14 protein-coding genes and 1 pseudogene are annotated in these 13387 nt (G+C 38.0%); 6 read left to right on the top strand and 9 right to left on the bottom strand.

Annotated elements, in window-relative coordinates; genetic code table 11:
- Window positions 1–35: 35 nt before the first annotated feature.
- Window positions 36–293, bottom strand: a complete 258-nt coding sequence (ptsH, locus tag J1G47_RS09430; protein WP_005714308.1) for a phosphocarrier protein Hpr — start codon at window positions 291–293, stop codon at window positions 36–38.
- 304 nt (window positions 294–597) lie between these two features.
- Here ptsH and asd point away from each other — a divergent pair, with 304 nt between their 5' ends.
- The 5 genes and pseudogenes from asd (at window position 598) to lpxB (ending at window position 5020) form a co-directional block, all read left to right on the top strand.
- Complete coding sequence (gene asd / locus J1G47_RS09425; protein WP_005714309.1) at window positions 598–1713, top strand: aspartate-semialdehyde dehydrogenase; 1116 nt, start codon at window positions 598–600, stop codon at window positions 1711–1713.
- Between the two features lie 12 nt (window positions 1714–1725).
- Window positions 1726–3006, top strand: a complete 1281-nt coding sequence (locus J1G47_RS09420) for an Eco57I restriction-modification methylase domain-containing protein (protein ID WP_160415996.1) — start codon at window positions 1726–1728, stop codon at window positions 3004–3006.
- Window positions 2951–3328 (top strand): hypothetical protein, encoded by a 378-nt coding sequence (locus tag J1G47_RS09415; RefSeq protein ID WP_010786367.1) that lies wholly within the window; start codon window positions 2951–2953, stop codon window positions 3326–3328. The genes J1G47_RS09420 and J1G47_RS09415 overlap by 56 nt, the downstream gene beginning before the upstream one ends.
- A gap of 40 nt (window positions 3329–3368) precedes the next feature.
- Window positions 3369–3777: pseudogene (locus tag J1G47_RS09410) on the top strand (transposase); the annotation flags it as partial.
- Between the two features lie 79 nt (window positions 3778–3856).
- The gene (lpxB, locus tag J1G47_RS09405) at window positions 3857–5020 is read left to right on the top strand and encodes a lipid-A-disaccharide synthase (protein ID WP_005713348.1); all 1164 of its coding nucleotides are present in this window, start codon (window positions 3857–3859) and stop codon (window positions 5018–5020) included.
- A 32-nt stretch (window positions 5021–5052) separates the two neighbouring features.
- Here the strand turns inward: lpxB and secF are convergent, their stop codons facing one another.
- Genes secF through yajC form a run of 3 tightly spaced genes read right to left on the bottom strand, consistent with a single transcriptional unit; the run spans window position 5053 to window position 8201 of the window.
- Window positions 5053–6024 (bottom strand): protein translocase subunit SecF, encoded by a 972-nt coding sequence (gene secF, locus J1G47_RS09400; RefSeq protein ID WP_005713350.1) that lies wholly within the window; start codon window positions 6022–6024, stop codon window positions 5053–5055.
- A gap of 10 nt (window positions 6025–6034) precedes the next feature.
- On the bottom strand, window positions 6035–7879 hold the full coding sequence (secD, locus tag J1G47_RS09395) for a protein translocase subunit SecD (RefSeq protein WP_075592501.1): 1845 nt from the start codon (window positions 7877–7879) through the stop codon (window positions 6035–6037).
- A gap of 28 nt (window positions 7880–7907) precedes the next feature.
- Entirely contained in the window at window positions 7908–8201 is a 294-nt protein-coding gene (gene yajC / locus J1G47_RS09390) for a preprotein translocase subunit YajC (RefSeq protein WP_005713354.1), read from the bottom strand.
- Between the two features lie 205 nt (window positions 8202–8406).
- On the opposite strand from yajC, the gene J1G47_RS09385 reads away from it, so the two are divergent.
- Window positions 8407–8967 carry a YtfJ family protein gene (locus tag J1G47_RS09385; protein ID WP_207326599.1) on the top strand — a complete coding sequence of 187 codons (561 nt, stop codon included), beginning with the start codon at window positions 8407–8409 and terminating at the stop codon, window positions 8965–8967.
- Window positions 8968–9054: 87 nt separating this feature from the next.
- Here J1G47_RS09385 and argG read toward each other — a convergent pair whose 3' ends face one another.
- The 5 genes from argG to J1G47_RS09360 all read right to left on the bottom strand — a co-directional run bounded on the left by argG (window position 9055) and on the right by J1G47_RS09360 (window position 13334).
- Entirely contained in the window at window positions 9055–10386 is a 1332-nt protein-coding gene (gene argG, locus J1G47_RS09380) for an argininosuccinate synthase (protein WP_005713358.1), read from the bottom strand.
- Between the two features lie 189 nt (window positions 10387–10575).
- Entirely contained in the window at window positions 10576–11259 is a 684-nt protein-coding gene (locus J1G47_RS09375) for a 2,3-diphosphoglycerate-dependent phosphoglycerate mutase (RefSeq protein WP_005713360.1), read from the bottom strand.
- A 160-nt stretch (window positions 11260–11419) separates the two neighbouring features.
- Window positions 11420–12187, bottom strand: a complete 768-nt coding sequence (kdsB, locus tag J1G47_RS09370; protein ID WP_035519795.1) for a 3-deoxy-manno-octulosonate cytidylyltransferase — start codon at window positions 12185–12187, stop codon at window positions 11420–11422.
- A gap of 8 nt (window positions 12188–12195) precedes the next feature.
- Window positions 12196–12762, bottom strand: a complete 567-nt coding sequence (locus J1G47_RS09365; RefSeq protein WP_010786371.1) for an elongation factor P hydroxylase — start codon at window positions 12760–12762, stop codon at window positions 12196–12198.
- Window positions 12763–12770: 8 nt separating this feature from the next.
- Entirely contained in the window at window positions 12771–13334 is a 564-nt protein-coding gene (locus tag J1G47_RS09360) for a nitroreductase family protein (RefSeq protein WP_207326598.1), read from the bottom strand.
- Window positions 13335–13387: the final 53 nt, after the last annotated feature.

Here is a 13387-nt window from a genome sequence, read left to right as displayed (position 1 = left end):
ATAAAATGGTAAAGTCATCAATATCAAAAGGACAACTATTCTAAAGTAGGGATTAAATCTACTAAGAAATCTACAGCTTTCTGTTCGTCTTCGCCTTCAGCAGAAAGAGTGATGATAGTTCCTTGCGCAAGACCTAGGGTCTGAAGTTTAAATAAACTTTTTGCACTGGCACTTTTACCATTAGATGTGACAGTAATATCTGAAGCGAAGCCTTTTGCTGCTTTTACAAATTCAGCCGCGGGGCGTGTATGTAAGCCATTCGGGCAAGTGATTGTTACATCTTTTGAGTACATTGTTGGTTCCTCTGTTGTATATCAAATAATAAATGGAGGACTTTTTAGGGAAGAGCCTCCAAAGTAAGTCACGGGATTACTTTACTACAAAATCGGTATAAAAACACGATAAAAGAGATTAAATAAATGATAAATGTCAATTATTAGTGTGTATTTTAATCAATTTATAAAATCGTTTGCGTATTTTATGAATTATGTGTTTTATTTTCTTTTTTATAGAATTATTGATTGCAATTACCCTTAAAATCTTGTATTTATCCATACTTTCAATTCAAACACAACTTCAACTTTTTAGGAGCATAAAATGCAAAATGTAGGTTTTATCGGATGGCGTGGTATGGTGGGGTCGGTTCTAATGGATCGTATGGTTCAAGAGAACGACTTTGCGAACATTAACCCTGTTTTCTTTACCACATCACAAGCGGGTCAAAAAGCCCCTGTTTTTGCAGGCAAAGAGGCTGGTACATTAAAAGACGCTTTTGATATTGCAGAATTACAAAAATTAGACATTATCGTGACCTGTCAAGGCGGCGATTACACCAACGAAGTCTATCCAAAATTAAAAGCAACAGGTTGGAATGGTTATTGGATCGATGCCGCTTCTGCACTGCGTATGCAAGATGATGCGATCATTGTGTTAGACCCAGTAAACCAACACGTTATTACCGAAGGTTTACAAAAAGGCATTAAAACCTTTGTGGGCGGAAACTGTACTGTGAGCTTAATGTTAATGGCAATCGGTGGTTTATTTGAGAAAGATCTCGTGGAATGGGTGTCTGTGGCAACTTACCAAGCGGCTTCCGGTGCAGGTGCGAAGAATATGCGTGAGTTACTGGTACAAATGGGCGAGTTAGAAGATGCAGTAAAAGCAGAGCTTGCAGATCCAGCTTCATCTATTTTAGAGATCGAGCGTAAAGTGACTGCAGAAATGCGTTCAGAAGATTTCCCAACGGCAAACTTTGGTGCACCGCTTGCAGGTAGCTTAATTCCTTGGATTGATAAATTACTCCCAGAAACAGGACAAACCAAAGAAGAGTGGAAAGGTTACGCAGAAACCAACAAAATTTTAGGTTTAAGTGCAAATCCAATCCCAGTTGATGGTTTATGTGTGCGTATCGGTGCATTACGCTGCCACAGCCAAGCGTTCACCATCAAACTCAAAAAAGATTTACCATTAGCAGAAATTGAACAAATCATTGCAGCTCACAATGAATGGGTGAAAGTCATTCCAAATGATCGTGAAACGACGTTGCGTGAATTAACACCAGCGAAAGTGACTGGTACATTAACTGTTCCAGTGGGTCGTTTACGCAAACTAGCAATGGGGCCAGAGTACTTAGCGGCATTTACCGTTGGTGACCAATTATTATGGGGTGCGGCAGAGCCTGTTCGTCGTATTTTAGTGCAGTTAGTTAAATAATCTTTTCATCTAATGGAAGGTGACTTCTATTCTTGGTATTCAGATAAAAACCAATGGAACCCAAAAATATATAATAGTATAAAAAATATAATTAAAGAGTTAGAGTTTTATTCAAGTTCAAATTTTAGTTATGAATTTCAGACGATAGATATTTTTAAAGATTTATATATGGAAATAATGCCTAATGAAATTAGGCATAGTTTAGGAGAATATTTCACTCCATCTTGGATGGCTGATCATGTTGTATCTCGTTCACTTGAGAAACTAAACAAAGAATCTTGGAAAGCTATAGATCCATGTTGTGGAAGTGGGGTATTTTTAATATCATTAATAAAATCGATACTAGATAAACACGAATTATATAGTTTAACTATAAAAGAAAAACAAGAGTTATTATTAAGAATACTATCAAGTGTATATGGTATTGATTTAAACCCACTATCAGTTTTAACTGCAAGAGTTAGTTATTTTTTGGCTATAAGACCATTAATTGACGAACAAAAAATAGAAATCCCTGTCTATCTTGGTGATTCAGCTAATATACCACAAAAAATTGAACTCGATAATATAGCTTGTTATACATATACCGTAGAAACAAAACAAGGGGATTTTAATATTATTTTTCCTTGTAATTTTGTTGAAAGTAGTTCTTTTTTTGAAAGAATGTATCGTTTACAAACAACAGTAGAAGCTGAAGACCCTAAATTATTATACCATCAAATTATTGAAAATATAGATAAAGACTCTATCAATAACAAGATCAAACAAAGTATAAAAATATTGTCAAGTAAATTGGTTGAATTACATAAAAATGAATGGGACGGTATTTGGATTAGAATTACATCAAACTTTATGCTAATTGCAAGAGTTAAAGAGATGGATCTAATTTTAGGTAACCCACCTTGGGTAAAATGGGAATTTTTACCCCAAAATTACGCTGAAAAGATCAAGAGTTTGTGTATTGATAGAAAATTATTCTCAGGTCAAAGTTATATGGGAGCTATATCACTTAATTTATGTGCTTTAATTGCAAATGTTACATCAGATAAATGGCTAACTAATAAAGGCTTACTAGCATTCTTAATGCCAAAAACAATTATGACTCAAGATTCTTATGCTGGTTTCAGAAATTTTTATTTATCTGATGGTAGTCGAATGTATTTAAGTGAAATAGATGATTGGTCTAATGCCGGAAACCCTTTTATTGTAACTACCGAAAAGTTTATGACATATTTTTATGAAAAAAAATTCTGTAGATTACTCAAATGGGATACCTATAAATTTATTCTATAAAAAATCCAATGTGAAAATCACAGAAGTAAATAGATTTCATACATTTGAAAAAGTAAAAGATTTCTTTCAAATTAAAGATGGAATGGCTTATCAATTAAGCGAAAATAGAACGGGATTTACTTTACTCCCTGAAAGAGATTATACAATTTTAAGGAAGCTAAAGTTAATTTCTGGAACTTCAGATTATAAAGCTAGGAGTGGTGTTGAGTTTACGCCTGCTGAGGTTTACTTCATTGAACCTGAGAAAAGAACCAGTAAAAACACTTTTTATTTTAGAAACTCTGAATTCAAAAATTCAGTTTACAAAGTGGCTAAAAACTAAATTCACATTTTAAATTTATATAAAGTTTGGAGGTGTTTAAGCGATTTCAATGAGCCGCCATTTGAATGTGAACTATAAGACCGATTTTGTCCTTTGCCATAAATTACGTGAAGTGCCATTCAAAACTCGTGATTTAAGCCCATTACAAGGTGAAATCCTCGCAGATGGTGCCTAGGTTAATTTTAATTGTGCAACACTAACTTCGCCAAAAATCGCTATAAATAGTAACAAAAAGCCGATAAACAATGGCGAAAATTCCCAAAGTTCAGGCAGACTAAGCGTTGTATTATCAGTCTCAATCAACGAGCTTTCAATGATGATTGTGGGGTTTAAATGGAACTATTGTGGCAATGAACTATACTGAAAATGCCAAAACAATTTTAGCATTAAACCACCAATTCGTGATACAAGGTGGTAATATTATATGTGATGAAAATATGGCGTATCAAACCTATATACCAAAAAACATAGGTTAACCTAGTAAATTCTCATATAATACAAGCATCTTTAACTATTTATGGACTATTTATGACAACATCATCCCCCCTTATAGCTATTGTCGCTGGTGAAATTTCAGGCGATATTTTAGGTGCCGGATTGATTAAAGCACTCAAAGTACATTATCCAAATGCTCGTTTTATCGGCGTTGCTGGTGAGAAAATGTTAAAAGAAGGGTGTGAAACCCTGTTTGATATGGAAGAACTGGCGGTGATGGGGCTTGCTGAGGTAGTGAGACATCTTCCTCGTTTACTTAAAAGACGTAAACAAGTCATTGACACAATGCTTGCATTAAAACCTGATATTTTTATCGGGATTGATGCCCCTGATTTTAATCTTGGTGTAGAAGAAAAGCTGAAAGCCCAAGGTATTAAAACCATTCACTATGTTAGTCCGTCAGTGTGGGCGTGGCGACAAAATCGTGTACATAAAATTGCTAGTGCAACCGATCTTGTTTTAGCCTTTTTACCTTTTGAAAAAGCCTTTTACGACCGTTTTAATGTCCCTTGTCGTTTTATCGGTCACACAATGGCTGATGCGATTGCGTTGCAACCTAATCGACAAGAGGCTTGCCGTTTGTTGCAATTAGATGAAAACCAACATTATGTGGCGATTTTGGTTGGAAGTCGTGGAAGTGAAGTGAATTTCCTGTCTGAACCATTTTTAAAAACGGCACAATTACTTAAAGCTCAATACCCTGATGTTCAGTTTTTAGTGCCGTTGGTTAATGAAAAACGTCGTGAACAATTTGAAGCGATCAAAGCACAAGTTGCTCCAGAATTAGAGGTGATAACCTTAGCAGGCAATGCTCGTGCTGCGATGATGGTTGCCGAAGCAACATTATTAGCATCTGGCACTGCTGCTCTTGAAGCGATGTTGTGTAAATCGCCGATGGTTGTAGGTTATAAAATGAAGCCTTTAACCTATTGGTTAGCAAAAAGATTGGTAAAAACCGATTATATCTCTCTGCCAAATTTACTTGCAAACGAACCGCTTGTCCCAGAGCTTATTCAAGCGGATTGTTCCCCTGAAAATTTAGCGAAACACCTTAGCCTCTATCTATCTCAGATGCCCGAAGATGTGGCGAAGAAGAATGCGTTGAAACAACGTTTTATGGAATTACATCAATATATTCAATGTGATGCTGATGCTCAAGCTGCACAAGCTGTGGTTGATGTTTTGAATAGAGAGTAAAAACGGGCAATTTTTGCCCGTTTTATATAACATCAATAATCTACGAGTGATTTTTGATCTGCCCCTTCTTTCTCTACCACAGGCTGAATCATATGCTCACGTTTCAAGCCCAATTCAAGAGCAACACCTACTGCCACATAAATGGACGAGTAAGTACCGAAAGCAATACCGATCAATAATGCCAGTGAGAAGCTATGTAATGTTGGTCCACCTAATAGATAAAGTGAAAATACCACAAATAGCGTTGTAACAGAGGTCATCAATGTTCTTGATAATGTTTGGCTAAGTGAAATATCCACAATTTCGACTGAATTTGCTCGGCGAATTTTAGGGAAATTTTCACGAACACGGTCAAATACCACGATACTGTCGTTTAAAGAATAACCAACAACGGATAAAATCGCAGCCACGAAAGTAAGATCAATTTCAATCTGTAAGAATGAGAAAAGACCAATAGTCACCATTACGTCGTGGAACAAGGCTAAAATCCCCCCTGTTGCTAAACGCCATTCAAAGCGAAGGCCAACGTAAATCAGCAACATTGCAAGGGTTGCTAATGTGCCGTAAATCGCCCCTTGGGTTAATTCTTCACCGACATTTGGACCAACGAACTCAATACTTTGAATTTTAGCTTCTGGATCTAATTTTTGGTGAATTAAATCCATTACCGTATTCCCCAAAGATATATCGCCAGCCGAAGCAGGTAGGCGGATCATTACATCTTTTTGTCCACCAAAGGTTTGAACTAAAGCACTGGTATAACCATTTTCTGTTAATACTTCACGAACCTTTGCCAAATCTGCAGGCTGTGAAAAGTTGGTTTCAATTACTGTACCGCCAGTAAAATCCAATCCCCAGTTAAACCCTTTAGTCACAATGGTAAACACACAAAGTGCCGTAATGATCAATGAAAATACATACGCAATGTAGCGGTATTTCATAAAGGGAACTAATTTATAAGGTAGTTTAATTTCTACTTCTTTTTCTGTTGTTTGAACAGTCATTTAATTCCCCTTAGATCCAAAGTTTTTTCACACGTTTACCACCGTAAACAAGGTTCACTAACATACGCGTCCCTGTAATTGCGGTGAACATTGAGATCATTACCCCTAATGCAAGAGTCACAGCGAAGCCTTTGACTGGACCTGTTCCTACTGAATAAAGAATAATCGCGACTAATATTGTGGTTAAGTTAGAGTCGAAGATACTGGTGAATGCACCATTATAGCCTTCGTGAATTGCCTGCTGAATAGAACGACCATTACGAATTTCTTCTTTAATCCGTTCATAAATCAATACGTTAGCATCAATTGACATACCTACAGCTAACACAATCCCTGCAATACCAGGCATTGTTAATGTAGCTCCGATTAATGACATCAACCCGATGGTTAAAACTAAGTTAGCTAATAAAGCAGCTGTCGCAAATAGGCCGAAGACTTTGTAGTACACCACGCAGAATAAGATCGTTAGACCTAAACCTAACATGCTTGCGTCCATACCTTGAGCAACGTTATCTGCACCTAATGAAGCCCCGATAGTTCGTTCTTCAACAATCACAATCGGTGCGATCAAAGCTCCAGAACGTAGTAATACAGCAAGGTTTTGTGCTTCAGCCGCACTGTTAATACCTGTAATTTGGAATGAGCTACCTAAACGAGAGTTAATGGTTGCAACGTTAATCACTTCTTCGTGTTTTTCAAGAATCACTTTCCCGTTTGCATCACGGCGACCTGAATCTTTAAACTCACTATAAAGGGTTGCCATCGGCTTACCTACAGCAGATTTTGTCGCATTTGACATCAAATCCCCGCCTTGTGCATCAAGATTAATACTAACATTAGGCAAACCACGTTCATCTTTGCCCGAAGTTGCATTAATAATATGCTCACCACCTAAAATGGTTTTGTGATATAGCACCGTCGGCATACCATCACGACTATATTTAATCTCCGAATCCGCAGGAACAATACCACGAGCCGCAGACTCTAAGTTAGCATTACCATTGACTAAACGAAATTCAAGAGTTGCAGTTGCCCCTAAAATCTCTTTCGCACGAGCGGTATCTTGCACCCCTGGAAGTTCAACAACAATACGATCTGCCCCTTGACGTTGAATAGTCGGCTCAGACACACCAAGTTCTTCCACACGCTTACGCAAAATCGACAAGTTTTGTTCGATAGCTAAATCACGAGAAGTTGCTAACCCCTGAGCAGATTGAGCAAAACGCACAACGGTTGGAGAAATATAAGTTGCTTCTAAATTAGGATTAGTACGGCGAATATAACGAACTGCTTTATCTGCAGTATCGGTATCATTAAATTCTACATCTGTTGCAAAATTTTCTGCTTTTTTAACCGCTTTGTATTGCCATTTTTCCTTACGAAAATCGTTACGCAAGGTATCTTGTAGCTGATCTTGCTGTTTCGCCAATGCCGTATTCATATCCACTTCCATTAAGAAGCGAACACCGCCACGCAAATCCAAACCACGCTTCATCGGCTCACCACCGATTGAAGTTAGCCATTCTGGCGTTGCAGGCGCAAGGTTTAAAGCGACAGAATAATTATTGCCTAAGACTTCAGCGATTTTTTCCTTAGCTGGAAGCTGTTCCTCGTCCTTATTTAAACGCACTAAAATCGAACCATTTTCAAGGTTCATCGCCTTAGGCGTAATATTTAATGAAGCGAGTGCTGATTGAACTTGCGTCAGCGTTTCATCTGAAGCTTGTTGCCCTCTAGTACCGGAAACCTGTACCGAAGGGTCTTCACCATATAAATTTGGAAGGGCGTATAAAATGCCAATGGCGACCACAAGGATCACCATTAGGTTCTTCCAAAGAGGGAAACGGTTTAACACGATAAGTCCCCTTTCTTAAAGGAAAAAATTAAAGAGATTTGAGTGAACCTTTTGGTAACACTGCAACTACGAAATCACGTTTGATAGTTACTTCGGTAGTATCGTTCAATGCGATCACAACATTATCATTATCTGCAGTTACTTTAGTAATTTTACCGATTAACCCACCGCTTGTTAGCACTTCATCACCTTTTGATAAACCTGCTAATAATTCACGTTGTTGTTTTTGACGTTTTGCTTGTGGACGATAAATCATAAAATAGAAGATAAGACCGAAAACAACCAAAATAAAGATCATTTCCATTCCGCCGCCTTGTTGCATATAAAGCTCCTTTAAAATTATTAACTAAATTTAGACTTCATCTCAACATTGAGATAATCACTCACTAAAATAACATAAAATCTACCGTTTAACGAGTGGAAATTCAGACAAATCTGCTGATCGGCTTTGTTTCTGTTAAGTTTTAGGATAATCTCACAAAGTATTGTGCCAAATCATTGAAATTCAATCTTAACAAGGAAAAAAGATGAAAAAAATCGTATTACAAGCGGCAGTATCTTGCCTATTTCTTACAAATGTTGCTTTCGCCCATAATGTACAATTAAACCAAACGTTACCAAGTGTTACCGTGCAACAAGATGGCGAATTAATTGCCAATGGTAAAAAAGTCGATTATCGCCAATGGCAATCTTCAAGCCTAGCTGGAAAGGTGAGAGTAGTTCACCACCTTGCTGGCAGAAGTAGTGTAAAAGAGAAAAATCAACCATTAATGGACGCAATTAAAAATGCAGGGTTTGATCGCAGTAAATACCAAACCACAACCATTATTAATGCAGACGATGCGATTGTTGCAACGGGAGCATTTGTCAAAAATAGTGCAGAAAACGGTAAATTGGAAAACCCTCACTCTCAAATCATTCTTGATCAAACAAGTAGTGTAAAAAATGCGTGGAAACTGAAAGAGAAAGAGAGCTTTATTGCGGTATTGGATAAAAACGGTAAAGTTCAGTTTGTTGCTGAGGGGAAATTATCTGATACTCAAAACCAACAAATTATTGAATTAGTGAACAGATTAATTTCCCAGTGATAGATAATTCCACAAATGGAGAAAAATGGTGCAAATCGCTTCTAGTGTTACACTACAAGCGATTTGTTATTTCAATTATTTTACGATTTATTTTGTATCCAATTGTGGGATCACATTATTCTGAACAGAAAGCAAACCTGCCTGTGTATAAATACCTAATTTACCACGCGTATCCACAATGTCTAAATTACGCATTGTTAATTGACCGATACGATCTGCTGGGGTAAACGGTGCATCTTCTACTTTTTCCATACTTAAACGTTCTGGTTCATAGGTTAAGTTTGGTGATTCGGTATTCAGAATTGAGTAATCATTGCCACGACGTAATTCTAAAGTCACTGTGCCCGTAATCGCTTTCGCCACCCAACGTTGTGCTGTTTCACGCAACATTAAGGCTTGCGGATCGAACCAGCGACCTTGATAGAGCAAGCGACCTAAACGTAACCCATTGATACGGTACTGTTCAATCGTATCTTCGTTGTGAATACCTGTTACTAAACGCTCATAGGCAATATGTAATAACGCCATTCCTGGTGCTTCATAGATACCACGAGATTTTGCTTCGATAATACGGTTTTCGATTTGGTCTGACATTCCTAAACCGTGACGACCACCAATGCGGTTTGCTTCAAGAATAAGCTCTACTGCATCTTCGATACGTTTACCATTTAATGCAACAGGCACACCTTCTTCAAAGGTCACAGAAACGACTTCAGGCTTGATTTCAACCGTTTCGTCCCAAAATGCTACGCCCATAATAGGTTTAACGATTTTAATGCCTGTGCTAAGTAACTCAAGGTCTTTAGCTTCGTGAGTTGCCCCTAGCATATTAGAGTCAGTTGAATATGCTTTTTCAACGGACATTTTATAGTCAAAGCCATTTGTAATTAAGAATTGTGACATTTCTAAACGGCCACCAAGTTCGTCAATAAAAGTCTGATCTAACCACGGCTTATAGATTTTGAGTTTGGGATTAGTTAATAAACCATAACGGTAAAAACGTTCAATATCATTGCCTTTAAAGGTCGAGCCATCTCCCCAAATATTAACATCATCTTCTTTCATTGCAGCAACAAGCATTGTCCCTGTTACAGCACGACCAAGCGGAGTGGTATTAAAATAAGGCACGCCACCTGTCGAAATATGGAATGCACCACATTGAATTGCTGCAATACCTTCGTGAGCTAATTGCTGGCGACAATCAATTAAACGAGCATTCTCCGCACCGTATTCCATTGCTTTTCTAGGGATAGCATTGTAATCATCTTCATCTGGTTGCCCTAAATTTGCGGTATAAGCATAAGGCACGGCACCTTTTTGACGCATCCAAAGTAATGCGGCACTGGTATCTAATCCGCCCGAAAATGCAATTCCCACTTTTTGACCAAGTGGAAGCGTTTCTAAAATTGTTGCTGACATAAAACTTCCTAATATTTTTTGAATGAAATTAAAAAATTCTCGCAATCTTACCGCTTGCGTTCAAAGTTCGATATTCTAACGCAAAAATGAAACACAATCTATTCAAAGAAAAAGAATTTATAGGTCACAAAAAAACGGTAAGATGTATTATCTTACCGCCTGTAAAATGCATTATATTAACTATTTAAATTATAAATAGAATTTCTCAACAAAGTTTAATTTGTCATCAAGTTTCAACACTAACGGCTGACCTGTTGGGATTTCAAAATCCATAATTTCTTCATCAGAAATACCGATGATATGTTTTGCCAACGCACGGAGAGAGTTACCGTGAGCAGTCACAAGAACACGTTTACCAGATAACAATGCCGGTGCGATTTGGTCTTCCCAGAATGGTAAAACACGCTCTAGGGTGATTTTTAGGTTCTCTGCATTTGGCACAACATCTTTTGGAAGATGTGCATAACGACGGTCGTTATGTGCTGAATTTGGATCTTGTGGATCTAAATCTGGCGGAGAAATATCATAAGAACGACGCCAAATATGAACTTGCTCGTCACCATACTGTTCTGCGGTTGCTTTTTTGTCTAAGCCTTGTAATGCGCCATAGTGACGCTCGTTTAAACGCCAGTTTTTCACTTGTGGAATCCAAAGTTGGTTAGATTCTTCTAACACGATGTTACAGGTTTTGATCGCACGGGTTAAAACAGAAGTGAATGCGATATCAAATTCATAACCTGCATCAAGTAATTTTTTACCTGCCGCTTTTGCTTCTTCAATACCACGCTCTGTTAAGTTTACATCACGCCAACCTGTAAATAAGTTTTTAGCGTTCCACTCACTGAAACCGTGACGAATAAATACTAATTCCATAAGTTCTCCTATATAAAATAAATTGATTTAATGTCTATTTATAACAAAAAATACTTTTTTTTTAAAGTTAAACACAATTAATTTGAAGATAAAAATGATCTATGACAAAAAATAAGATGTAATAATTTATTCCTATGTTGGTAAGAATGCTACTATTTGCTTATTGCGAGCATAGGGTATTTAAAATCTGTCTCACCCGCTCCAAATCCTCCGCCGTATCTACCCCAACTTGAGGGGCTTCTTTCGCTAAGTCGAGATGAATTTTCTCGCCATACCATAATGCTCTAAGTTGCTCTAGCGACTCTAGCTGTTCTAATGCCGTTGGTTGCCACGCAACATATTGCTTAACAAAACCTGCATGGTAGGCATAGATCCCGATATGACGAAGATAGTTTTGTTGTTGAACAAAAGCATCATCACATTGAGGGAAATAATCACGTCCAAAAGGGATTGTTGCACGAGAGAAATAGAGTGCCATTCCGTTTTTATCCGTTAATGTTTTAACCACATTGGGATTAAATAGCTCTTCTCGTGTTGTCAATTTAACCGCAAGGGTTGCCATATTGACTTGATGTTTATCTAAATTTTCAGCCACTTGTGCCACAATCAAAGGCGGAATAAGTGGTTCATCGCCTTGAATATTCACGATAATTTCATCATCTGCAATCGCCATTTTTTCAATCACTTCGGCTAAACGTTCTGTGCCAGAATTATGTTTATCTGACGTCAAGCATACTTCTCCTCCAAACCTTGTAACAACCTGTTCGATTTCGGGGTGATCGGTCGCGACGATTACACGAGTGGCTCCAGATTGTTGTGCCTTTTCCCAAACGTGTTGGATCATCGGTTTACCTGCAATATCTAACAGGGGCTTACGCGGTAAACGTGTAGAGGAATAACGAGCGGGGATAATGACGGTAAAACTCATAAAATCTCCTAAATGCGACTAAGATCAAATTTCGCTAAATCAATATGATTTGGCGTGCCATAAAATTCACACAAGGCTTGGCGAAGTTGTTCTGCACGTTTTGGTAAGCCTTTTTCTGCATAGATTTTAACTTGTTCATAAACGGCTTGTTTGAAAGCAGAATTATCGCCAGCATCGCCCGTTAAGTTATCAACACTGGCAAAATAACGGAAATTTGCTGCCGTAGCTAACACCCATTCAATCGCTTGCGGTTTTACTTCGACTTGTTCAAATTCTCTTTGGCGTTCAGCAGAGCGTCCATCGGGTTCATACCAGTAACCAAAATCTTCTAATTTACGGCGTTCTGTTCCTGCAACTAACCAGTGAGCAATTTCGTGTAATGCACTGCTGTAGTAGCCGTGAGCAAATAAAATAACATTATAAGGGCGTTCACTCGCTACGTTACCTTCATCAATAAAAGCGGGGAGATAAATCGGATAATCTCCGCCCCGCTCTAAACGAGTGTTGTAACTTTCTGCAAAGCAAGCGTCAAAGATACGAATAAGATCTTCATAATCGTGATCGTTTTGGTTCATTGTAAATCCTATTTGATGTAACTTACAAAATCAGTAATTTCTTCTGTTTGGCTAGCGGTGGTAATGCTATCCCCCTCAAGTGGCGAGCCAACCAGCAGTAATGCGACAATTTCATCGTCAGCTTGACAACCAAAGGCCTGGCGTAAAGCCTGTCCTTTAATCCACTTATTGGTAATCCAGCAAGTTTCAAAGCCTTGAACGTTGGCTGCAAGTTGCATTGCATAGGTTGCACAGCCTGCTGTAACCATTTGTTCCCAAGCGGGTACTTTGGGTAAATCTTTTGCTATTTTAGCGATAATCCCGATAACCATTGGTGCGCGTTTAGCTAATTTTTCTGCTTTTGTAACACCTTCATCACCCATTTCAAGTTCTTGAGCGGTTTCTAACAGGCAACGACGGAAAATTTCCATTGCCGTTGGCTCAATCACTACGAAATGATAGGGCTTTAAACGCCCGTGATCTGGTGCTCTAACTGCCGCTTTAAACATATTTTCTAGTTGTTCTGCATTTGGTACATCTTGACCAAATTTTTTACTTGAACGGCGACGTTGTAGTAAATCTAACGTTTCCATTGAGTATTTCTCGTGATAAAAAATGGGTTAAAGGGTAGCATATTTTGTTAAGT

Source organism: Glaesserella parasuis (assembly GCF_017352235.1).
Taxonomy (GTDB): domain Bacteria; phylum Pseudomonadota; class Gammaproteobacteria; order Enterobacterales; family Pasteurellaceae; genus Glaesserella; species Glaesserella parasuis.
Note: the sequence above shows the minus strand (reverse complement) of the source record. Positions and strands in the feature narration are given on the sequence as shown.